The following is a 21,084-nucleotide window of genomic DNA, read 5'->3' as shown; positions in this document are numbered from 1 at the left end:
TAGACACGGGCCGCGCCACCCGTATCAACCAGTGCGCCCGCGCCGTCAGCGCCCTCTACGATGCGCTTCACCTGGCCACCTCCTGGGCCTCGACCCCTGTTCCCGGCCGCCTCCCACGGCCCACTGCATACCGTCCCAAAATCCGTGAAACCGGCCAGGTCGTCTATCGGATGAGCGGAAACTCTTCCGTCCGGGTGAAAATCGCGCATCCGTCGGACAGGTACTCGCACAGCTGGATAGCGTTGCCCCATTCGCCCCACTCTTCACAGCCTTCCCGGCCGCACCACCCGTCCCGGGTGTACGGGCCGTTCCGGCCTTCCCGGTCCTTCCGACCGCCCCGGCCGTCTCCATGAGCCAGCAGCCAGTCCCGTTCTCCCCTCTGTCTTTCCCCCTTCCCGCTTCCCGCCTTCCCGCCTTCCCGCCCTTCCCCTCCTTCCCTGCTCTGTCCTTCTTCTCGTGGTGAGGAGCCCACGCTGTCCAGCGATTCCGACGCCGGTCTCCCGCACCCCGCCCGGCCGTCGCACCCGGTGCTACCCGCGCAGACCACGGCGAGTCCGGTCGGCCCGACCGCCGCGCCGCGCCCCAAGGGCCCGGGCGCTCTGCAGCCCCCCGGGCTGACCCTGTTCAACTCGGCGTCCGACGAGGACGCCCTCGCCGCGCTGCTGGCGTGCTGCGGCAGCGCCCGCTGGGCCGAGCGGGTGGCCGCCCACCGCCCGTACCCGGACGTCGGCTCCCTGCTCGCCGCCTCCGACGAGGCCGGGTACGACCTGGCCCCCGCCGATCTGAGCGAGGCCCTCGCCGACGAGTACCCGGCCGGGCCGCACCCCGACGCGCCGCAGGGCACCCACGTCCTCACCGCACTGGCCGCCGCCCACGCCGCGTACGAGAGCCGGTTCGGCCACTCCTTCGTCCTGCACCTAGACGCGTACGCGCCCCACGAATGGGTCGACGAGATCCTCACCGGCATCCGGCTGCGGCTGAACCACGAGCCGGACGAGGAGCGCGTCGTCTCCGCCGAACAGCTGCGACTGCTGGCCCGCGCCCGGCTGCGACAGACCGTCGCCGGCCCTCGGGCCGCCACCCCGGCACCCTGGCCCGGAGCCCGAACCGCCCGCTGAAGCCCCAGGACATCACCCCTCATACCCGATGAAAGCGGGTGCGTCCCGCCGTCCGCGACCGTCGTCGCAATAGCCCGTCCGTGGATCTTTGCTTGCCTGTTTGATCACACCGGCGGACCCCGTGCGAAGGAACCGACAAGTCGTCGCTACGATGGCCGGGGCCGGTGGACCGTACCCGGCCGGGCCAGACCGACACCCACAAGCCGGCAGGCCCCAGTCCCCGCTCCCGGAGGGTTCTTCCGTGCCGGCTGGAACGCTGTACCGCGGCCGGGAAGGAATGTGGTCCTGGGTGGCTCATCGAGTCACCGGCGTCCTCATCTTCTTCTTCCTGTTCGTCCACGTCCTGGACACCGCTCTCGTCCGCGTCTCCCCAGAGGACTACGACAAGGTCGTGGCCGTCTACAAGACGCCGATCGTCGCGCTGCTCGAATACGGCCTGGTGGCCGCCGTCCTCTTCCACGCCCTGAACGGCCTGCGCGTCATCGCCGTGGACTTCTGGTCCAAGGGCCCGCGCTTCCAGAAGCAGATGCTCTGGACCGTGATGGGCATCTGGATCGTGCTGATGGCGGGCGCCCTGTATCCCGTCCTCGGCCACGCCGCACGCGAAGTCTTCGGGAGCTGACGCCGGTCATGTCTGCTGACACCTCTTCCGCAATCGGGGCCGTGGAGACGGAACCCCTGTACGACGTCGACAACCCGGCGCCGGTCATCGAGCCGCCGCGCAAGCGGACCGGGCGCACCCCGCGCTCCACCCGCGGCAACTTCGAGATGGCCGCGTGGCTGTTCATGCGGCTGTCCGGCGTGGTGCTGGTCGTCCTGGTCATCGGCCACCTGATCATCCAGCTCGTGCTGGACGGCGGCGTCTCCAAGATCGGCTTCGCGTTCGTCGCGGGCCGCTGGGCGTCCCCGTTCTGGCAGGTCTGGGACCTGCTGATGCTCTGGCTCGCGATGCTGCACGGCGCCAACGGGCTGCGTACCGTCATCAACGACTACGCCGAGCGCCCGAACACGCGACTGTGGCTCAAGGGCCTGCTGTACACCGCCACGGTGTTCACCATCCTGCTGGGCTCGCTGGTGATCTTCACCTTCGACCCGAACATCCGCTAGAGCCGGGGCTGACGCACCTCATGAAGATCCACAAGTACGACACCGTCATCGTCGGCGCCGGCGGCGCGGGAATGCGCGCCGCCATCGAGGCCACCAAGCGCAGCCGCACCGCGGTGCTGACGAAGCTCTACCCGACCCGCTCCCACACGGGCGCCGCGCAGGGCGGCATGGCCGCCGCGCTGGCGAACGTGGAGGAGGACAACTGGGAGTGGCACACCTTCGACACGGTCAAGGGCGGTGACTACCTGGTCGACCAGGACGCCGCCGAGATCCTGGCGAAGGAGGCCATCGACGCCGTCCTCGACCTGGAGAAGATGGGCCTGCCGTTCAACCGGACCCCGAACGGCACCATCGACCAGCGCCGCTTCGGCGGGCACTCCCGCAACCACGGCGAGGCCCCGGTGCGCCGGTCCTGCTACGCCGCGGACCGCACCGGCCACATGATCCTCCAGACGCTGTACCAGAACTGCGTCAAGGAGGGCGTGGAGTTCTTCAACGAGTTCTACGTCCTGGACCAGCTGATCACCGAGGTCGACGGCGTCAAGCACTCGGCCGGCGTGGTCGCCTACGAGCTGGCCACCGGCGAGATCCACGTCTTCCAGGCGAAGGCGGTCATCTACGCGTCCGGCGGCACCGGCAAGTTCTTCAAGGTGACCTCCAACGCGCACACCCTCACCGGTGACGGCCAGGCGGCCTGCTACCGGCGCGGGCTGCCGCTGGAGGACATGGAGTTCTTCCAGTTCCACCCCACGGGCATCTGGCGGATGGGCATCCTGCTCACCGAGGGCGCCCGCGGCGAGGGCGGCATCCTGCGCAACAAGGACGGCGAGCGCTTCATGGAGAAGTACGCGCCCGTCATGAAGGACCTCGCCTCGCGCGACGTGGTCTCCCGCTCCATCTACACGGAGATCCGCGAGGGCCGCGGCTGCGGCCCCGAGGGCGACCACGTCTACCTGGACCTCACCCACCTGCCGCCGGAGCAGCTCGACGCCAAGCTCCCGGACATCACCGAGTTCGCCCGGACCTACCTCGGCATCGAGCCCTACACGGACCCGATCCCGATCCAGCCGACGGCGCACTACGCGATGGGCGGCATCCCGACGAACGTCGAGGGCGAGGTCCTGTCGGACAACACCACCGTCGTTCCGGGTCTGTACGCGGCCGGCGAGGTCGCCTGCGTCTCCGTGCACGGCGCCAACCGCCTCGGCACCAACTCGCTGCTCGACATCAACGTCTTCGGACGCCGTTCGGGCATCGCCGCGGCCGAGTACGCGGTGAAGGCCGACTACGTCGAGCTGCCGGAGGACCCGGCGTCCCTCGTCGTGGAGATGGTCGAGCAGCTGCGCGACTCCACGGGCAACGAGCGCGTGGCCGACCTGCGCCGCGAGCTGCAGGAGACCATGGACGCCAACGTGATGGTGTTCCGCACCGAGCAGACCATCAAAACGGCCGTCGAGAAGATCGCCGAGCTGCGCGCCCGGTACAAGAACGTCTCGATCCAGGACAAGGGCAAGCGGTTCAACACCGACCTGCTGGAGGCCGTCGAGCTGGGCAACCTGCTGGAGCTGGCCGAGGTCATGGCCGTCTCCGCGCTGGCCCGCAAGGAGTCCCGCGGCGGCCACTACCGCGAGGACTACCCCAACCGCGACGACGTCAACTTCATGCGCCACACCATGGCGTACCGCGAGGTCGGCGACGACGGCTCCGAGTCCGTCCGCCTCGACTACAAGCCGGTCGTCCAGACCCGCTACCAGCCGATGGAGCGTAAGTACTGATGGCTACTCCCACGATGGACAAGGTGGAGGCGGAGGCCGCTTCCTCCTCGCACCTGATCACGGTCACGTTCCGGATCCGCCGGTTCAACCCGGAGATCTCGGAGCACGCGGTCTGGGAGGACTTCCAGATCGAGATCGACCCCAAGGAGCGGGTGCTCGACGGGCTCCACAAGATCAAGTGGGACCTGGACGGGACGCTGACCTTCCGCCGCTCCTGCGCGCACGGCATCTGCGGCTCCGACGCGATGCGGATCAACGGCAAGAACAGGCTCGCCTGCAAGACGCTGATCAAGGACATCAACCCGGAGAAGCCGATCACGGTCGAGGCCATCAAGGGCCTGACGGTCCTGAAGGACCTGGTCGTGGACATGGAGCCGTTCTTCCAGGCGTACCGGGACGTGATGCCGTTCCTGATCACCAAGGGGAACGAGCCGACGCGCGAGCGGCTGCAGACCGCGGAGGACCGCGAGCGCTTCGACGACACCACCAAGTGCATCCTGTGCGCGGCGTGCACCACGTCGTGCCCGGTGTTCTGGAACGACGGGCAGTACTTCGGCCCGGCGGCGATCGTCAACGCGCACCGCTTCATCTTCGACTCCCGCGACGAGGCCGGTGAGCAGCGGCTGGAGATCCTGAACGACAAGGACGGCGTGTGGCGTTGCCGCACCACGTTCAACTGCACGGACGCCTGTCCGCGCGGCATCGAGGTCACCAAGGCGATCCAGGAAGTGAAGCGCGCGCTGATCACGCGTCGCTACTGAGCCCCTGAGCTACTGAGCCTTGCAGGGCCCCGCATCCCTTCCGTGGATGCGGGGCTCCGCTCTTTTCCCGACAATTCGGATCCGTGCTTCACCCCGCGGGCCGCCTGGTGGCAGGATCGACGGGGACGGCGAGTTGACGCAGCAGCGCAGCAGGAAGCGGGGAGCTGACGATGACCGAACCCAGTCCGCACGCGAATCCGGGCCCGGAGCACAACCCCTACGCCCGGGAGGGCGAGCCCGAGTACCAGTGGGGGCCGGACACCCCGCCCGGCACTCCCGCGTACGGCTACCCGGCCCCCGGGTACGGCTATCCGAACCAGGCCCCGAACTACGCGCAGACCCAGCCGTCGTTCCCCGTTCCGATGGGGACGCCGCTCGGGACGCCGTACGGCGCGCCGGGCGCGCCCGTGCCGCTGGGGGCGCCGCTGGTGACCATCGGCGACATCGTGGTGATGCACGACACCATCGTCACCCCCGCCGGCCACCTGCCGCTGAAGGGCGCGGTGTGGAACGTCACGGACATGTCCCGCACGGAGGAGAAGATCCCCGCGCACGCGATCGTGCTGGCGGTGGTCTTCTTCTTCGTCTGCTTCCTGGGTCTGCTGTTCTTGCTGATGAAGGAGAAGAAGACCACGGGCTTCGTCCAGGTCTCGGTCACCAGCGGCGGCAAACACCACGTCACGATGGTCCCCGCGCTGCACGCGATGACGGTCCAGCACGTGATGGGCCAGGTGAACTACGCGCGCTCGCTCAGCGCGATGTGACGGCGTCGGGGAAGACGGCGGCGAGGAAGTCGACGAGCAGGCCGGTGGTCTCGGTCGGGCGTTCCAGGCCCGGGAGGTGGCCAGCCCACGACAGTTCGCGGTGGCGCGCGGCGGGCAGGGCCGCCACCACCCGCCGGGCGGATTCCCGGAAGTCGACGAGGTCGTGCGCGCCGGAGACGACGAGCGCGGGCACGGACAGGTCCGCCAGCGCCGCGACGTCGAAGTCGCCGGTGCCCCAGTGCTCTTCACCGTCGGCCAACTGGACCTCGTAGGCGTGCAGTTGCATGGCGGCGACCGCGGCGAAGGTCGCGGCGTCGGCCTCGGAGCCGAGGAAGGTGCGGGCGCTGAGCGCCGCCGCCTCGTCCAGGTCGCCGTACTGGACGAGTTCCACCTCCCGCTCTTCGAAGGCGGTCAGCTCCGCGCTCTCCGGCACGCCGGGCAGCGGTCCGGGGCAGAGCAGCGCAAGGCCGGTGACGCGCTCGGGGGCGCGCAGGGCGACCTCCAGGGCGGTCCGCCCGCCGTACGAGGCGCCGATCAGCACGGCTCGGGCCATCCCCGCGGCGTCCATCAGGGCCAGTACGTCGTCGGCGTCGGCGTAGGGCGCGCCCGCGCAGGGCGTTTCGCCGTACCCGCGGAAGTCGCCGCGGACGACACGGTTTCCGGCGGCGGTCAGGGCCGGTAGCTGGGCGTCCCACATGCGGCGGTCGCACACCGTCGAGTGCAGCAGCACGACGTTCCGGCCGCCGTCGGACGGGCCGACCAGGTCATGGGCAAGCGTCATCCACGGAGGTTACCCCGGCCCCGCGGACTCCCCAACACACTTTCCGGAGCCCCAGGTTCCGTGTTGAACGTGTTCAAAAAGAGGGCTACCTTGCTGTCGTCGGAGTTTTTGAACACGTTCAGAAGGGTCGGCGGACATGGACTTCAATGTCGTCGGATACCTGATCTACCTCCCCATCAGCATCACGCTGACCGTCTGGGTGGCCCGCACGCTCAGCCGCAACGGACGGCTCTTCCTGTCGGACGTGATGAACGGCGACGAGAAACTCGCCGATGCCGTGAACCATCTGCTGGTCGTCGGCTTCTACCTGATCAACCTGGGCTTCGTCGTCGCCTTCTTGAAGATCAGCAGCACCGTGGAGAGCACGCGCAACCTCTTCGAGGAGCTGTCGGTGAAGCTCGGCATCGTGCTGTTCGTCCTCGGCGTGCTGCACCTCACCAACGTCTTCGTGCTCAACAAGATGCGTCGACGGGGGCTGCTGCGGCACGAGTCGACGCCCCCGGTCGCCCCGCAGGGCTGGTTGCAGCCCCCGGCCGCGGTGGCGGGCCACGGCCCGGTCATGGGCCACCGTCCCGTCATGGGCCACGGTCCGGCGACCGGACCCACGGACGCCCCGCCGAGCCCGCGGTGAGCGCCGTGGCCACCCGCGGCGGTTTCGCCGGGCCCGGAGGAGGCGGCGCGGTGCGCCGGCTCACCGTCCTTTTCGACCCCGAGTGCGGGCTCTGCGCCCATCTGAAGGGCTGGCTGGAGCGACAGCCCAAGCTCGTCCCGATGGACCTGGTCCCGGTCGGTTCGGCGCAGGCCAGAACGCTCTTCCCCGACCTCGACCACGCGGCCACCCTCCGTAAGATCACCGTCATCGGCGACCGGGGGCAGGTCTACACGGACGACGCGGCGTTCCTGGTCTGCCTGTGGGCGCTGGCCGACCACCGCGCCAAGGCGCACTGGCTGGCCGGCCCCTCCGGCATCGCCTTCGCCCGCGCCGCCGTCATCGCCGCGGCCAAGTACCGGGAGGTGACGGGGGCGACCCAGCGGTGGCTCGACGAAGTCCCGGGCCGGGCGGGGCCACCGCCGCCCGCGCCCTGTGACGACCGCTGCGCCCCGCCCCATTAGGCTCGGGCAACGTGAGTGACGGCAAGAGCGCCCCCAAGAGCGAGCAGACCCGGACGTTGATCCTGGAGACCGCGCTCCGGTTGTTCCAGGAACGCGGTTACGACAAGACGACGATGCGGGCCATCGCCCTGGAGGCCGGGGTCTCGGTCGGGAACGCGTACTACTACTTCTCGTCCAAGGAACACCTCGTCCAGGGGTTCTACGACCGCATCGGCGCCGAGCACCGGGCGGCGGTGCAGCCGCTGTTGACGTCGGAGACGGACCTCTCCGCCCGGATCGCGGGGGTGCACCTGGCCTGGCTGGAAGTCGCCGAGCCGTACCACGAGTTCGCGGCCCAGTTCTTCAAGAACGCGGCCGACCCGGAGTCCCCCCTCAGCCCCTTCTCACCGGAGTCGGAGCCGGCGCGGGACGAGGCCGTCCAGGTCCACCGGGAGGTGCTGGCCGGTGCGAAGGCGAAGGTCCCGAAGGACCTGGCCGACACCCTGCCGGAGTTGATGTGGCTGTCCCAGATGGGGCTGGTGCTGTACTGGGTGTTCGACCGCTCCGACGGCCGCGAGCGCAGCCGCAGGCTGGCGGAGCGGGGCGCCCGGCTGACCGCGAAGGGGATCCACCTCTCCCGCTTCAAGGTGCTGCGGGGGCTCGTCAACGACGTCCACGAACTGTTCACGGACATGCTGCCGGGCATGGCGCAGTCCGTCGCGGCGCGCAAGTCGGACTCCGCGGGCGGGAAGACGCCGCTCCGGGCGGGCGTACGCAAGCCGCTCACCAGCCGGTCCGGACCGGCACCGGACGGCGCGAAGTGACGTACGGGCGAGCGGTGACGTGCACGGGTGTGCGGTCATGGCGCCTGCGGCCCGTCTGTGGCTTGTCGCGCAGTTCCTCCCCCCACGCCTAAGGACGTGGGGGACCCCCACCTGTGCCTTGCGGGCACGGGGGGACCCCCAGCACCCCAAACACCTCCACCTCCAGCCCGCAGACAAATGACGGGGGAAGAAAAACAGGTGGCGCTGGAGGTACCACCACGCCCTTCCGGCATAGCGGGCGGAACTGCGCGACAAGCCCACCACCGGCCAGCGGAGACCAACGCTCCCCAAGGGAAACGGCGACTACGTCCAAAGGCGCAGCGCGCGCGGGACCTAGCGCCCCACGGGCGCGTCCGCCGGGGCCTCGTCGCGGGACGCGGGCCGCGACGGCGCCGCCGGATCCTCCTTCGGCTCCACCGCGAAGCGCGGCAGCCACCTGTCCAGCCAGCCCGGCAGCCACCAGTTCGTCCGGCCCAACACGTACATCACGGCCGGCACCAGCGCCGTGCGCAGGACGAACGCATCGAGCGCGACGGCCGCGGCGAGCCCCACGCCGATCATCGCGGCCTCCACGTCACCGCTGAACACGAACGCGGTGAAGACGCAGATCATGATGAGGGCCGCGGAGTTGATGACCCGGCTGGTCTCGGTCAGGCCCACGCGCACGGCCCGTGCGTTGTCCTTGGTGTGCACCCACTCCTCGTGCATCCGGCTGACCAGGAAGACCTGGTAGTCCATGGAGAGCCCGAACAGCAGGGAGAGCATGATCGCCGGGAGGAAGGCCGTGATCGGCCCCTCCTTGCCGAAGCCGAACAGCTCCGCGCCCCAGCCCCACTGGAAGATCGCCACCATGATCCCGAACGAGGACGCCGCCGCGATCAGGTTCATCACCGCCGCCGTCAGCGGCACCCCGATCGAGCGGAACGCGATCAGCAGCAGGAGCGCGCCGAGCCCGACGACGGTGACGACGAAGTACGGCAGCCGCTCCGCCGTGACCTCGGCGAAGTCCTTGAAGACGGCGGTGGCCCCGCCGACGTGGGCCCGCTCCCCCGACGGCGCCACCACGTCGTCGCGCAGCGCGTCGATGAGCCGGTCCGTCCGCTCGTCCTGCGGCGACGTCGCCGGTACGACGTGGATCACCGCCACGGGCGAGCCGGCCGGGGTCGGCACGACCTCGGCCCGTACGACGCCCTCCGTGTCCTTGGCCCGCTGCGCCAGCGCGGTGATGGCGGCGGGCTCGGCCCCGTCGACGACGATCTGGAGCGGACCGTTGAAGCCGGGCCCGAAGCCGTCGGCCAGCAGGTCGTACGCCTTCCTGGTGGTCGTGGACTCGGGGTGGTTGCCGTGGTCGATGGTGCCCAGCCGCAGCGACAGCACCGGGAGCGCAAGCACCGCCATCACGACGAGCGCCAGCGCGCCGATCGCCTTCGGACGCCGCTCGACGAACGCGGCCCAGCGCGCGCCGGCGCTGCTCGCCCCCTCGGAGCCGGCCCCTTGGAACCCTCCCGCGGCGAGCCGGCGCCGCTGGCGGCGGCTGAGCACCCGCATCCCGAGGAAGCCGAGCAGCGCGGGCAGCAGCGTGACGGCCGCCAGCACGCTCAGGACCACCGTCAGGGACGCGGCGATCACGATGCCTTCGAGGAAGCGCAGGTTCGTCACCAGCATCCCGGCGAGCGCGATGCAGACCGTGGCGCCGGCGAAGACGACCGCACGGCCCGAGGTGTTGACCGCGGTGGCCGCGGCGTCCTGCGGCGCGACGCCGCGCAGCAGCCCCCTGCGGTGCCGGGTGACGATGAAGAGGGCGTAGTCGATGCCGACGCCGAGGCCGACGAGGGTGCCGAGCAGCGGCGCGATCGTCGCCAGCTCCGTCGCATTGCTGACCAGGCCCGTCAGCACCAGCCCGATGCCGACCGCGAACAGCGCCACGACCAGCGGCAGCAGCATCGCGAAGAGCGAGCCGAAGGCGAGGAAGAGCACGATCGCGGCGGCGACGATGCCGACGAGTTCCGCCGTGCCGGCCGGGGGCTCGTTCGCGTACACGACGGCCTGGCCGCCGATTTCGACCCGCAGCCCGTCCGCGCGGGCGTCCTCGACCTGCTCGACGACGTCCTCCACCAGCGCCTTCGGCACCTCTTCGGCGCGGTCGGCGAAGACGACGGTCGCGTACGCGGTACGGCCGTCCGCGCTGACCGCGCCGGAGCCGTCAGAGCCGTCGGAGCCGTACGGGCTGACGACCTCCCCGACGCCCTTCATCCCCGCGATCTCCTTCAGCGCGGGCTCCAATCGCTCCCGCACCGCGGCGTCGCGGACCGAGCCGTCGGCGGTGCGCCACACCACCGTCGTCGGATCGCCCGAGCGCTCCGGGAACGCCGAGGCCATCAGGTCGTACGCGCGTTGCGAGTCGGTGCCGGGGAGGCTGAAGTCGTTCGAGTAGTCGGACCCCTTCGCACCGCCCAGCGCCCCCAGGCCGAGCAGCGCCACCACCCACAGCACCAAGACGACCAACCTGTGTCGATAGCACCAACGTGCCCATGCCGCCACGACGTCATTCCCTTCACCAGCTCGTCACGTCCCCCGGGCCCGGCCTCAGCATCGGTCGATCACCGGGCCCGCGGCGGCTGCGGAGCCGGACTCTCAAGGAACTCCAAGACAACGGGGCACCGTTGGGGCGGCCTCCGCGCGGATACTGGAGCCAGCGGCGGAAGGGGCGCGGACGATGGAGCAGCACGAACGGGGCACGGGGGCGACGGTGCTGGTCGTCGAGGACGAGCCGAGCATCGCCGACGTGCTCGCGATCGCCCTGCGCCACCACGACTTCGAGGTGGTGACCGCCGGCGGCGTACGGCAGGCGCAGCTGCTCGCCGAGCGGGCGCGGCCGGACGTGGCGCTGTTGGACGTGATGCTGCCGGACGGCGACGGCCGCGCCCTGGGCCGGGCGTTGCGCAGCCGGATGCCGCAGACGGCGGTCCTGTTCATCACGGCCCGGGACGCGCCCGCGGAGGTGGTGGGCGCGCTGCGGTTCGGCGACGACTACATCACCAAGCCGTTCAACGTGGACGAGGTGGTGGCCCGCATCCAGGCCGTGCTGCGTCGCACCCGGCCCGCGTCCGGCGGGGACGTCCTCCCGGTGCCGCCGCCGCTGCGCCACCGGGACCTGGAGCTGGACGAGACGACGTACGAGGTCCGGCGCGCGGGCCGGGCGGTGCAGCTGACGCCGACGGAGTACGCACTGCTGCGCTTCCTGGTGCGCAACGCGGGCCGGGTGGTGTCCAAGGAGCAGCTCCTGAAGCACGTGTGGCGCTACGAGCACTCCGCGGAGTCGACCGTGGTGGAGACGTACGTCAGCTATCTGCGGCGCAAGCTCGACCCGCTGGGGCCGCCGCTGATCACCACGCGCCGGGGCGTGGGGTACGGGCTTACGTGAGCGCTCCGGACGTCGACGACCGTACGGGGCGGGTGCGGGCCGGGCGGGTACGGGCCGGGCGGGCGCGGGCCGGGCGGGCGCGCGGCTGGACCGGTTCGCTGGAGGGGTTCCGGCTCTGGGTGCGCGTACGGCACCTCCGGATGCACTCCCTGCGGACCAAGCTCACGCTGGTGAACCTGCTCCTGCTGCTGCTCGGGGTGGCCGCGGCGACCGTCGTCAGCCTGTTGGCGATGCAGCACTACCTGTTGCAGCGGGTGGACGGGGAGCTGTTGGCCAGCCGGGAGGCCATGCAGCAGACCGACTTCACGCAGGAGGACCTCAACCAGCTCCAGGCGATCTCCACGCTGCTGGAGCACGTGGCCTCGCCCAGGGATCCGGAGTCGACGGGCCTGCCGCGGCCGGGCACCATCCTGGTGGCGCTGGACGCCGGGATGCGGCCGACGCCCTTCGCCACGCACGCGCCCACCGGGCGGCAGTTGGAGCTGGCGGCGGCGGTGGGGGACCCCGCGGAGTTCGCTGCGGAGGGGAAGGTGCGGGACGTGGAGGTGTCCGGCGACCCCTACCGGGTCGTCGCCGGCGCGCTGCGGGACGGCTCGGTGCTGCTGCTCGCGGCGGACGTGGACGCGGTGCGGTCCGGCATCCACAAGGCACTCAAGGTCGATCTGGCCTTCGGGGGGCTGCTGTTGTGCGTGCTGGCGCTGGTCACGATGAAGAGCACCAAGCGCCTGGTGCGTCCGCTGGAGGGCATGGTGGAGACGGCGTCCGCGATCGCCGAGGGCGACCTGGCGCGGCGCGTGCCGGCGGGCCGGCACCCCGTGAACGAGATCGAGCAACTGCGGGTGGCGCTCAACTCGATGCTGCACCAGGTGGAGTCGGCCTTCGAGACGCGGGAGCGCAGCGCGGCGCAGCTGCGCCGGTTCGTCGCGGACGCCTCCCACGAGCTGCGTACGCCCCTGGCCGCGATCCAGGGGTACCTCCAGCTGTACGACCGGGGCATGCTGCGCTCCCCCGCGGAGCGGGAGCGGGCCCTGGCCCGGATGTCCGCGGAGGCCGACCGGATGGGCCGGTTGGTGTCCGAACTGCTGACCCTCGCCCGCCTGGACGGACGCCCCGAGGCCCACCGACTGGCCCCGGTGGACCTCGGCCGCCTGGTCCGGGACGCGACGGACGACCTGGTGGCGCAGCAGCGGGGTCGGCGGGTGGTGGTCCGGACGGAAGCGGCGGGCGTGGTGCTCGGCGACGAGGCGACGCTGCGGCAGCTGGTCGGCAACCTGCTGGCGAACGTCCGCGTCCACACTCCGGTGGACGCGGACGTGGAAGTGTCGCTGTCCGCCCCGACGGCCGACGTCGTCCGGCTGCGCGTGACGGACGAGGGCCCCGGCATGGAGCGGGAGGACGCGGAACGCATCTTCGACCGCTTCTTCCGCGCGGGGGGTGCGGGCGTCCCCGGGAGCGGCCTGGGCATGTCCATCGTCCGCGCGGCGGCGGACGCCCACGCGGCGACGGTGCGCGTGACGACGTCCCCGGGCAAGGGGCTGACGGTGACGGTGACCTTCCCCCCGAGCGAGCGGCTCGCGCCCTGACGGGTGGCCCTCCGGCCCGGTCTGTGGTGCGTGCAGCCCCCGGGGCTCCAGCGCGAGGTGCCCCTCGCCGTGGCACCGCGGGTGCGTTCGTCTCCACCGGCCGGTGGTGGGCTTGTCGCGCAGTTCCTCCCCCCGTGCCCTGCGGGCACGGGGGGGACCCCCAGCGCCCCTGACAACCTCGCCGTGGCACTACGGGTGCATTGGTCTCTGCGGGCCGTCTCTGGTTGCTCGCGCAGTTCCCCGCGCCCCTAGAAACTCCCGCCCTTCGGGCGCGGGGAGCCGCCCGCGCCCGAAGGGCGGGGCAATCAGGGGCGCGGGGAACTGCGCGACAAGCCCACCACAATCCGCAGAGACAAACGCACCCGCAGGGAAACGGCGAGGTTGTCAGGGGCGCGAGGAACTGCGCGAGCAACCACAGACGGGCCGCAGAGACCAGCGACCGCGGATGCGGCAGCGTCAGGCCCGGCGGGACGCCAGTTGGACCACCGTGATGTCGGACTCCGCTCCCACCCGCACCGGCGGGCCCCACGCGCCGGCGCCGCGCGTCACGTACAGCTGCGTGTCGCCGTAGCGTTCGAGGCCGGCGACCGTCGGGTTCGCCAGCCCCGCGAGGTACGGGCCCGGCCAGAGCTGGCCGCCGTGGGTGTGGCCGGAGAGCTGGAGGTCCACGCCGTGGTCGACCGCGTCGTGGATGACGACGGGCTGGTGGGCCAGGAGCACGGACGCACGCGAGCGGTCGCGGTCGCCGAGGGCCTTGGCGAAGTCCGGGCCCTTGCCCTCCTTCTCGCCCTCGACGTCGTCGACGCCGGCGAGGTCGAAGCCGGCGGCGATCTCCACGCGCTCGTTCTCCAGGGGGCGCAGGCCCAGCTCGCGGACGTGGTCCACCCACTGCTGGGCGCCGGAGAAGTACTCGTGGTTGCCGGTGACGAAGAAGGAGCCGTGCTTGGCCCGCAGCTGGGTCAGGGGCTCGGCGGCGGGGCCGAGGTCGGCGACGTTGCCGTCGACCATGTCGCCGACGACGGCGACGAGGTCGGGGCTGGTGGAGTTGATCGCGTCCACGATCCGCTGGGTGTGGCCGCGGCCGAGGATCGGTCCGAGGTGGATGTCGCTGACGACGGCGATGCGGAATCCGTGCGCGGAGCGCGGCAGCTTGGCGAGCGGCACGGTGACCCGCTTCACGCTGGGGCCGTTCAGGACGCCGTACGCGCCGTAGCCGACGGTGCCGAGGGCGGCGGTGGCAGCGCCCGCCCCGACGACGCGGGAGACGAAGGTGCGCCGTGAGACGGCGGCGGGCGCGGGGGCTGGCCGGTCGGCCGGGGCCGGCGCCGCGGCCGGTATCGGAGTCGGTGCCGGAGTGGGCGTCGGTGCCGGAGTGGGCGTCGGTGCCGGTGCCGCAGCCGCGGAGGCCAGCGCCGGAGACTCCGCCTCGGTCTCCTCGACGGCTTCCTCGGCAGCTTCCTTCTCCGCGTCCGCACCCGCCCGCCGCGCCGCGACCCGTAGCCATGCGGCCCGTACGACCTCACCCGCGAGCAGGAACAGGACCAGGTACAGCAGCACGGCCAGCCAGAAATAGCCGGGCCAGGCAAGGATCCTTTCGAGCCAGAACGGCGCACCGGAGCGGGAGGAGCCGAGGGCGGCGAAGGAGAGCAGCGGCAGCACGGTCACCACGACCGCCCCGACGCGGCGCGCGGTGCGGTTCTCGGTCGTCGACCGGACGAGGCGGAACCAGACGTACCAGTGCGCCGCGCCGAGCAGCGCGACCACCGCCACCACCGCGAGCAGGACGACCACGATCACGGACTGCTTCCCCCATCCTCAGCTGACGGCCCGGGGCCACGGCGCTGCGCCGGCACTCCGGTGCCCGGGGGGACACCCCCACGGGGTGTCCAACGCGCCACGCCCGCAACTCGTGCCCGACGGGCCCAACTGATCGCGCGGCGTCCTCAACCGCCCGTCTGACCACGCGTTTCGCGCCTCAGTGCGCGCAGTCCGCGGAACCCTACGACGCCGACGGCCGTCCCCAGAAGAAAGGACGTGATCGCGAGCAGCAGGTGGACCCAGAAGTACCCGGTGGGGTCACCGGCGTCGTCGAAAGCGAGCCCGCTCCCGTCGGCCCAGAGGTTTTTGACGAAAGTGACCCAGATGAACCAGCTCCACACCCCGAAGGCGAGCAGGAACCAGGAGACGGGGCGGCTGAGCTTCATGTTTCCAGTATCCCGACGGCCGACGGGTTCCGGCCGCCGGGGTCGGGGCCGGGTCCGCCACTCGGGTGGGCTGTACCGGCGGCTTTCCGGGCGAGTCAGCTACCCGATAACCATATGGACCGCCGGGACGGGTACTTTCTCGTCCGTGCCCGCTCTGAAGAAGACCGCGCTGACGGTCGCCGCCGCGTCGCTACTGCCCCTGCTCGCCGTGGCGCCCGCGTCCGCGACGACCCACGACGGCAAGCCGGCGGCGGTGCGCAAGCAGCCGAACCCGCCGGCGGCGATGTCGACCGTCGGCGGCAAGATCCTGGGCCGGCCGGGCACCCAGGTCCAGCCGGGCACGGGCGCGCCCGCGCTGCCGACGGCGCTCAGCGCGCGGTCGTGGATCGTGGCGGACGCCGAGAACGGTGACGTGTTGGCCTCGCACAACGCCCACTGGCGACTGCCGCCCGCCTCCACCCTGAAGATGCTCTTCGCGGACACCCTGCTGCCCAAGCTCCCCAAGACGGACATCCACACCGTCACGTACGAGGACCTGGAGGGCGTTGGCCCGGGCAGCAGTTCCGTCGGCGTCAAGGAGGGGCTGAACTACTCCGTGCACGACCTGTGGCTCGGCGTCTTCCTGCGCTCGGGCAACGACGCGGTGCACGTGCTGTCGGCGATGAACGGCGGCATCGACAAGACCGTCCAGGAGATGCAGGCGCACGCCGAGGAGCTCCAGGCCCTGGACACCCAGGTCGTCTCGCCGGACGGCTACGACGCCAGCGGCCAGGTCTCGTCCGCGTACGACCTCACGCTGATCGCCCGCAGCGGGCTGCAGAAGAAGGACTTCCGGGAGTACGCGGCCACGGTCGACGCGGAGTTCCCGGGGAAGCTCTCCGGCGACAAGCGGGAGTCGTTCGAGATCGCGAACACGAACCGGCTGCTGACCGGGGAGAGCGGGGTGACGCCGTACCCGGGCGTCGCGGGCGTGAAGAATGGATACACCTCGCAGGCCGGATACACCTTCACCGGGGTCGCCGAGCGCAACGGCAAGGTCCTCCTCGTCACCGTGATGAACCCGGACTCGACCGAGAGCCAGGCCGTCTACCGGGAGACGGCGCGGCTGTTCGACTGGGGCTTCGCGGCGGCCGGGAAGGTCACCCCGGTCGGGGAGCTGGTGGCGCCCCGGTCGACGACGCCGGTCGGCGCCGGGCCCGACAAGCACTCCTCGCAGACGAAGCGGGCGAAGGCGGCGGCCGAGGAGGAGTCATCGGGCGTCGGGACGGCGCTCGCGATCGCCGGCGGCGTCCTGGTGCTCCTCGCGGGTGGGGTGTTCGTCGTCAACCGGCGCTGGCCGAGGCGACGCGCCTGACGCGTCCCCCTCATCGTCCTCGCCCCCGTCCTCATCCTCATCCTCGTCCCCGTTTCCATCCCCATCCCCATCCCCGTCCCCGTCCCCGTCCCCGTCCGGCGATGCGTCATCTGCCTCGTCGGACGGCTCCTCCCCCGGCTCCTTCGTCGCCGTCCACGCCGCGCAGAACAGCAGCAGCTTCGCGGTGAAGTTGATCCACAACAGCAGGGCGACGGGCACGCCGAAGGCGCCGTACACACTGCGCCCCGCGACCTCCCGGATGTAGCCGCCGATCAGCAGCTTCAGCGCCTCGAAGCCGACCGCGCCGATCAGCCCCGCCACCACCAGGCGACGGCGCGGCGGATGCACCCCCGGCAGCAGGGTCAGCAGGTAGAGCAGCATCAGGAAGTTGGCGAGGACCGCGATCGCGATCGCCGCCACCCGCAGCAGCACGGCCCCCGCCCCGCTCCGCTCGATGCCGAACAGGTCCGCGGTCCACCCGACCGCGCTGGAGCCCAGCGTGGACGCGGCGAGCGAGGCGATCGCGGTGCCGCCGAGGCCGAGCAGGACGACGGCGTCCTCGCCCTTCCGCACGAACGGATTGCCGCGGTCCTCGTCGTCGATCCCCCAGACGGCGCGCAGGCAGTCCCTCATCGCACCGATCCAGCCGATGCCGGTGAGCAACAGCAGGGCGCCGGCGACGAGGCCGACCGTGCCGGCGTTGGCGACCAGGGCCGCCACGTCGAGTTGGTCGGAGATCCCGGGCACCTGGTCGCTGATCCGGTCCTCCAGCCGGGTCAGCTGGTCCTGGCTCAGCAGCCCGGCGCCGATCGCGACGGCGACCGTGATCAGGGGGAACATCGCGAGGAAGCTGATGAACGTGATCGCGGCGGCGAGCCGGGTCCAGTGCACCCGTTCCAGCGTCTCGTACGAGTGCCAGGCGTGGGTGCGCATCAATCGAGCCACCCAGGGCCCGACGAAGGGCAGCTTGCTCAACCAGTCCATGCGGGTGCGCGTACCCCCTTTTACGGAGTTACTGATCCTTTTCCGTGGCTTTCCGGAGTCGCCCGAAGCCTTCCCCCGAGCTTCTCCCGAGTCTTCCCGGAGCCGTCCCCGGGGTCACACGTCGGCCACCGCGAGCGCGTACATCGCGGCCCAGACCAGCCCGATCACGGCGAGCGCCCGATCGCGCAGGACGACGTCCTCGGGGGCTCCGGCGGCGCCCCGGTCGGCGAAGACCGCGTACCGCAGCACGGCGAGGATGAACGCGATCACCGAGAGCTGGCGCCAGGGCAGCAGCGCGGAGTCCGCGACCCCGCCGCTCTCCAGGGCCCACAGGCAGTAGCCGAGCACGGCGACGCCGGCCGCGAGCTGCCACACGAAGCGCAGATAGCCGGTCGTGTACTCGTTCAGCAGCGCCCGGGTGGCCCCGCGGCCGGCCTCGGCGCCCGCCATCTGCACGGCCTCCGAATAGCGCTTGGCCGCGACCATGAAGAGCGCGCCGAAGCCGGTGGTGATCAGGAACCAGCGCGACAGCGGAATGCCGAGGGCGACCCCGCCGATCATGGCGCGCATCAGGAATCCCGTGGTCACCACGGCCATGTCGACGACGAGGACGTGCTTCAGCCAGATGCAGTACGCGAGTTGCACGGAGAGGTACGCGGTGAGCAGCGCGCCCGTCATCGCGTTGCAGAGCGCGGCGGCGCCGACGACGGCGGTGGCGGCGAGGAGCGTACCGACGGCGTACGCGAGGGGCACGGGCACCTCGCCGGCGGCGACGGGCCGGTGCCGCTTGACCGGATGGGCCCGGTCGGCGTCGGCGTCGCGGGCGTCGTTGATCAGGTAGACCGCGCTGGCGGCGGTGGTGAAGAGGGCGAAGACGACCGCGAGGCGGAGCAGCGTGGAGGTGGAGTCGAGTTCGCCGGCGGCGGCGGGGGCGGCGACGACGAGGGTGTTCTTGACCCATTGGCGGGGACGGGCGGTACGGAGCAGGGCGAGGGGAAGGTGCCGGGCGGCAGGCACCGCGGGGTGCGCTGCGCGCGGCTCGGGGTGGGTCAGGAGGCCGGTCCTGTGCGGCTCGGTCACCGTGGCCTCCTCGGCGTGGCGCTGACGACTCGTCTCCCGGCGCTCCCGAACCTTCCCGCCGCGCGGGCCACGACCGCGCCCAGGAGGGCGCCGGCTGCCACGTCGGTGGGGTAGTGGACGCCGGCGACGACGCGGGAGACGCAGATCGCCGCGGCCACGGCGCGGACCGTGGTCGGGATCGGGGTCCACGGGAGCAGGGGGGCGAAGGCGACCGTCGCCGCCGCCGCGGACGTGGCGTGGGAGCTCGGGAAGGAGTGGGCGCCCGCGGTGCGCACCAGCGGGGCGACGTCCGACGGGCGCGGGCGGCGGACCGCGCGTTTGACCGCCATGCTCGCCAGGTGCGCGCCCGCGACGACCGCCGTCGCACGGAGCCAGGCCGTACGGCGCTCGGGGTCCGTCGCCGCGCCGGTCAGGCCCGTCGCCAGCCAGAGCGCCGCGTGTTCCCCGGCGAGGGAGAGCGCGCGGGCCGCCGTACCGACCGCGGGCCGCTGCCCGCAGTCGCGCAGCGCGGCCAACAGAGCCCGGTCCGACCCGACCCGTCTCGTCCGCGTCATCCGCGTCATCCGCCGCCCCTTCTCGCCGGTTCATGAGCCACGTCATGAGTCACGCCATGAGTCACTTCATGAACCACTTCATGAACCACTTCATGAGCTGCTGCATGGGCCACGTCCTGGACCACCCCATGAGCCATCTCATGGATCACCGGGACTCTGCTGGGCCGGCGGCGGACATTCACGTCAGTCTCAAATGACACTCCGTTAATCACCCATTCCGGCGAGTCCGTGAGGCACTGCAAAAATGTGGGCATAAGCGGCGATACCGTCACGAGTATGGCTGCCGACACCCGCACCACCCCCACCACCGACGTCGACGACCCCTTCGTGTCCGTCACCGGCTGGGGCCGCACCGCCCCCACCACGGGGTACTTGTGGCGCCCCCGCACCCCTGAACAGGCCGCCGCCGCGGTCCGGTCGTGGGGCGCGCGCGGGGGGATCGCGCGCGGGCTCGGCCGGGCGTACGGGGACGCCGCGCAGAACGCCGGCGGCTGCGTGCTCGACATGACCGGGCTCGACCGGATCCACTCCGTCGACGCCGCGTCGGGCACGGTCGTCTGCGACGCGGGCGTGAGCCTGCACCGGCTGATGGAAGTCCTGCTCCCGCTCGGCTGGTTCGTCCCGGTGACCCCCGGCACCCGGCACGTCACCGTCGGAGGCGCGGTCGGCGCCGACATCCACGGCAAGAACCACCACGTCAGCGGGGCCTTCACCCGGCACGTCAGCGCACTCGACCTGCTCACGGCGGACGGCTCGGTCCAAACCGTGGGCCCCGGCTCGGAGTTGTTCGACGCGACGGCCGGCGGCATGGGCCTGACGGGCGTGGTGCTGGCCGCGGCGCTCCGGCTGCACCCGGTGGAGACGGCGTACATGCTCGTCGACACCGAACGCGCCGTCGACCTCGACGACGCGATGGCCCGCCTCAGCGCCACGGACCACCGCTACCGCTACTCCGTCGCCTGGATCGACCTGCTCGCGCGCGGGCGCGCCACCGGCCGCTCGGTGCTCACCCGCGGCGACCACGCCCCGCTCGCCGCGCTGCCCCCGCGGCTGGCCCGCTCTCCCCTCGCGTTCCGCCCCGGGCGGCTGCCCGCCGCGCCCGAAGGCGTGCCGCGGGGGCTGCTGAACCGTACGACCGTCGGCCTGTTCAACGAGTTCTGGTACCGCAAGGCGCCCCGCTCGCGCACCGGCCAGGTGCAGAGGCTGACGTCGTTCTTCCACCCGCTGGACGGGGTCCCGCACTGGAACCGGATCTACGGCCGCGACGGCTTCGTGCAGTACCAGTTCGTCGTCGCGCACGGCCAGGAGGAGGCGCTGCGCCGGGTCGTGCGGCGCATCGCGCGCCGCGGCTGCCCCACCTTCCTCGCCGTCCTCAAGCGTTTCGGCCCCGGCGACGCCGGTTGGCTGTCCTTCCCGATGCCCGGCTGGACGCTGGCGCTGGACGTGCCGGCCGGGCTGTCCGGCCTCGGGGCGCTGCTGGACGAGTTGGACGAGGAGGTCGCGGGCGCCGGCGGCCGGGTGTACCTCGCCAAGGACTCCCGGCTGCGCCCCGAACTGCTGGCGCAGATGTATCCCCGGCTGGCCGACTTCCGAGCGCTGCGGGCCCGCGTGGACCCGCGCGGGGTCTTCACCTCCGACCTCTCCCGCCGCCTCGGCCTGTGACCCAGCGACCCATTGCA

20 protein-coding genes are annotated in these 21,084 nt (G+C 71.7%); 13 read left to right on the top strand and 7 right to left on the bottom strand.

From position 1 onward, the window contains the following. Nucleotides 1-599 precede the first annotated feature (599 nt). The 6 genes from ABZ842_RS20580 to ABZ842_RS20555 all read left to right on the top strand — a co-directional run bounded on the left by ABZ842_RS20580 (nucleotide 600) and on the right by ABZ842_RS20555 (nucleotide 5,525). Nucleotides 600-1,118, top strand: a complete 519-nt coding sequence (locus ABZ842_RS20580; RefSeq protein WP_361538608.1) for a 2-oxo-4-hydroxy-4-carboxy-5-ureidoimidazoline decarboxylase — start codon at nucleotides 600-602, stop codon at nucleotides 1,116-1,118. A gap of 241 nt (nucleotides 1,119-1,359) precedes the next feature. After that, entirely contained in the window at nucleotides 1,360-1,740 is a 381-nt protein-coding gene (gene sdhC, locus ABZ842_RS20575) for a succinate dehydrogenase, cytochrome b556 subunit (RefSeq protein ID WP_361538397.1), read from the top strand. 8 nt (nucleotides 1,741-1,748) lie between these two features. After that, complete coding sequence (locus tag ABZ842_RS20570; protein WP_361538395.1) at nucleotides 1,749-2,225, top strand: succinate dehydrogenase hydrophobic membrane anchor subunit; 477 nt, start codon at nucleotides 1,749-1,751, stop codon at nucleotides 2,223-2,225. Between the two features lie 20 nt (nucleotides 2,226-2,245). Further along, nucleotides 2,246-4,000, top strand: coding sequence for a succinate dehydrogenase flavoprotein subunit (sdhA, locus tag ABZ842_RS20565; RefSeq protein WP_361538393.1), 1,755 nt, complete (start codon nucleotides 2,246-2,248; stop codon nucleotides 3,998-4,000). Next, on the top strand, nucleotides 4,000-4,761 hold the full coding sequence (locus ABZ842_RS20560; protein WP_361538391.1) for a succinate dehydrogenase iron-sulfur subunit: 762 nt from the start codon (nucleotides 4,000-4,002) through the stop codon (nucleotides 4,759-4,761). The genes sdhA and ABZ842_RS20560 overlap by 1 nt, the downstream gene beginning before the upstream one ends. A 170-nt stretch (nucleotides 4,762-4,931) precedes the next feature. Then, nucleotides 4,932-5,525: a hypothetical protein gene (locus ABZ842_RS20555; protein WP_361538389.1), complete on the top strand. Its 594-nt coding sequence runs from the start codon at nucleotides 4,932-4,934 to the stop codon at nucleotides 5,523-5,525. On the opposite strand, the gene ABZ842_RS20550 is transcribed toward ABZ842_RS20555, so the two are convergent. Continuing rightward, on the bottom strand, nucleotides 5,512-6,306 hold the full coding sequence (locus ABZ842_RS20550; RefSeq protein ID WP_361538387.1) for an alpha/beta hydrolase: 795 nt from the start codon (nucleotides 6,304-6,306) through the stop codon (nucleotides 5,512-5,514). The genes ABZ842_RS20555 and ABZ842_RS20550 overlap by 14 nt on opposite strands. 136 nt (nucleotides 6,307-6,442) lie before the next feature. On the opposite strand from ABZ842_RS20550, the gene ABZ842_RS20545 reads away from it, so the two are divergent. From ABZ842_RS20545 to ABZ842_RS20535, 3 genes are read left to right on the top strand one after another with little or no spacing between them, the layout of a single operon-like run. Next, complete coding sequence (locus ABZ842_RS20545; protein WP_361538385.1) at nucleotides 6,443-6,937, top strand: hypothetical protein; 495 nt, start codon at nucleotides 6,443-6,445, stop codon at nucleotides 6,935-6,937. 50 nt (nucleotides 6,938-6,987) lie between these two features. Beyond that, nucleotides 6,988-7,419 carry a DCC1-like thiol-disulfide oxidoreductase family protein gene (locus tag ABZ842_RS20540; protein ID WP_361538383.1) on the top strand — a complete coding sequence of 144 codons (432 nt, stop codon included), beginning with the start codon at nucleotides 6,988-6,990 and terminating at the stop codon, nucleotides 7,417-7,419. A gap of 11 nt (nucleotides 7,420-7,430) precedes the next feature. Next, nucleotides 7,431-8,222: a TetR family transcriptional regulator gene (locus tag ABZ842_RS20535; RefSeq protein ID WP_361538381.1), complete on the top strand. Its 792-nt coding sequence runs from the start codon at nucleotides 7,431-7,433 to the stop codon at nucleotides 8,220-8,222. 333 nt (nucleotides 8,223-8,555) lie between these two features. On the opposite strand, the gene ABZ842_RS20530 is transcribed toward ABZ842_RS20535, so the two are convergent. Beyond that, on the bottom strand, nucleotides 8,556-10,763 hold the full coding sequence (locus ABZ842_RS20530) for an MMPL family transporter (protein ID WP_361538379.1): 2,208 nt from the start codon (nucleotides 10,761-10,763) through the stop codon (nucleotides 8,556-8,558). 175 nt (nucleotides 10,764-10,938) lie between these two features. Between ABZ842_RS20530 and ABZ842_RS20525 the strand changes: the two genes are divergently transcribed. Beyond that, the gene (locus ABZ842_RS20525) at nucleotides 10,939-11,646 is read left to right on the top strand and encodes a response regulator transcription factor (RefSeq protein WP_361538377.1); all 708 of its coding nucleotides are present in this window, start codon (nucleotides 10,939-10,941) and stop codon (nucleotides 11,644-11,646) included. Beyond that, entirely contained in the window at nucleotides 11,643-13,229 is a 1,587-nt protein-coding gene (locus ABZ842_RS20520) for a HAMP domain-containing sensor histidine kinase (protein ID WP_361538375.1), read from the top strand. Before ABZ842_RS20525 ends, ABZ842_RS20520 begins: the two co-directional genes overlap by 4 nt. A 456-nt stretch (nucleotides 13,230-13,685) precedes the next feature. Here the strand turns inward: ABZ842_RS20520 and ABZ842_RS20515 are convergent, their stop codons facing one another. Both ABZ842_RS20515 and ABZ842_RS20510 read right to left on the bottom strand, forming a co-directional pair. Continuing rightward, nucleotides 13,686-15,026 carry a metallophosphoesterase gene (locus ABZ842_RS20515; RefSeq protein WP_361538373.1) on the bottom strand — a complete coding sequence of 447 codons (1,341 nt, stop codon included), beginning with the start codon at nucleotides 15,024-15,026 and terminating at the stop codon, nucleotides 13,686-13,688. A 146-nt stretch (nucleotides 15,027-15,172) separates the two neighbouring features. After that, on the bottom strand, nucleotides 15,173-15,433 hold the full coding sequence (locus ABZ842_RS20510; RefSeq protein WP_361538371.1) for a hypothetical protein: 261 nt from the start codon (nucleotides 15,431-15,433) through the stop codon (nucleotides 15,173-15,175). Nucleotides 15,434-15,578: 145 nt separating this feature from the next. On the opposite strand from ABZ842_RS20510, the gene ABZ842_RS20505 reads away from it, so the two are divergent. Next, nucleotides 15,579-16,787 carry a D-alanyl-D-alanine carboxypeptidase gene (locus ABZ842_RS20505; RefSeq protein ID WP_361538369.1) on the top strand — a complete coding sequence of 403 codons (1,209 nt, stop codon included), beginning with the start codon at nucleotides 15,579-15,581 and terminating at the stop codon, nucleotides 16,785-16,787. Here ABZ842_RS20505 and ABZ842_RS20500 read toward each other — a convergent pair. The 3 genes from ABZ842_RS20500 to ABZ842_RS20490 all read right to left on the bottom strand — a co-directional run bounded on the left by ABZ842_RS20500 (nucleotide 16,683) and on the right by ABZ842_RS20490 (nucleotide 19,414). Beyond that, on the bottom strand, nucleotides 16,683-17,771 hold the full coding sequence (locus ABZ842_RS20500; protein WP_361538368.1) for a YihY/virulence factor BrkB family protein: 1,089 nt from the start codon (nucleotides 17,769-17,771) through the stop codon (nucleotides 16,683-16,685). The genes ABZ842_RS20505 and ABZ842_RS20500 overlap by 105 nt on opposite strands. A 114-nt stretch (nucleotides 17,772-17,885) precedes the next feature. Beyond that, entirely contained in the window at nucleotides 17,886-18,824 is a 939-nt protein-coding gene (locus ABZ842_RS20495) for a decaprenyl-phosphate phosphoribosyltransferase (protein WP_361538606.1), read from the bottom strand. Nucleotides 18,825-18,847: 23 nt separating this feature from the next. After that, the gene (locus ABZ842_RS20490) at nucleotides 18,848-19,414 is read right to left on the bottom strand and encodes a phosphatase PAP2 family protein (RefSeq protein WP_361538366.1); all 567 of its coding nucleotides are present in this window, start codon (nucleotides 19,412-19,414) and stop codon (nucleotides 18,848-18,850) included. Nucleotides 19,415-19,681: 267 nt separating this feature from the next. On the opposite strand from ABZ842_RS20490, the gene ABZ842_RS20485 reads away from it, so the two are divergent. Continuing rightward, nucleotides 19,682-21,067, top strand: coding sequence for an FAD-binding oxidoreductase (locus ABZ842_RS20485; RefSeq protein ID WP_361538364.1), 1,386 nt, complete (start codon nucleotides 19,682-19,684; stop codon nucleotides 21,065-21,067). Nucleotides 21,068-21,084 lie beyond the last annotated feature (17 nt).

It is taken from the genome of Streptomyces sp. NPDC047315 (assembly GCF_040643215.1).
GTDB lineage: Bacteria > Actinomycetota > Actinomycetes > Streptomycetales > Streptomycetaceae > Streptomyces.
The sequence above is the reverse complement of the archived record's forward strand: the minus strand, read 5'-3'. Positions and strand labels throughout refer to the sequence as shown.

Coding starts and splice junctions, on each gene's coding strand:
- ABZ842_RS20570 (WP_361538395.1), top strand. CDS start 1,749: ATGTCTGCTGACACCTCTTCCGCAATCGGGGCCGTGGAGACGGAACCC.
- sdhA (WP_361538393.1), top strand. CDS start 2,246: ATGAAGATCCACAAGTACGACACCGTCATCGTCGGCGCCGGCGGCGCG.
- ABZ842_RS20560 (WP_361538391.1), top strand. CDS start 4,000: ATGGCTACTCCCACGATGGACAAGGTGGAGGCGGAGGCCGCTTCCTCC.
- ABZ842_RS20555 (WP_361538389.1), top strand. CDS start 4,932: ATGACCGAACCCAGTCCGCACGCGAATCCGGGCCCGGAGCACAACCCC.
- ABZ842_RS20550 (WP_361538387.1), bottom strand. CDS start 6,306: ATGACGCTTGCCCATGACCTGGTCGGCCCGTCCGACGGCGGCCGGAAC.
- ABZ842_RS20545 (WP_361538385.1), top strand. CDS start 6,443: ATGGACTTCAATGTCGTCGGATACCTGATCTACCTCCCCATCAGCATC.
- ABZ842_RS20525 (WP_361538377.1), top strand. CDS start 10,939: ATGGAGCAGCACGAACGGGGCACGGGGGCGACGGTGCTGGTCGTCGAG.
- ABZ842_RS20510 (WP_361538371.1), bottom strand. CDS start 15,433: ATGAAGCTCAGCCGCCCCGTCTCCTGGTTCCTGCTCGCCTTCGGGGTG.
- ABZ842_RS20500 (WP_361538368.1), bottom strand. CDS start 17,771: ATGGACTGGTTGAGCAAGCTGCCCTTCGTCGGGCCCTGGGTGGCTCGA.
- ABZ842_RS20490 (WP_361538366.1), bottom strand. CDS start 19,414: ATGACGCGGATGACGCGGACGAGACGGGTCGGGTCGGACCGGGCTCTG.
- ABZ842_RS20485 (WP_361538364.1), top strand. CDS start 19,682: ATGGCTGCCGACACCCGCACCACCCCCACCACCGACGTCGACGACCCC.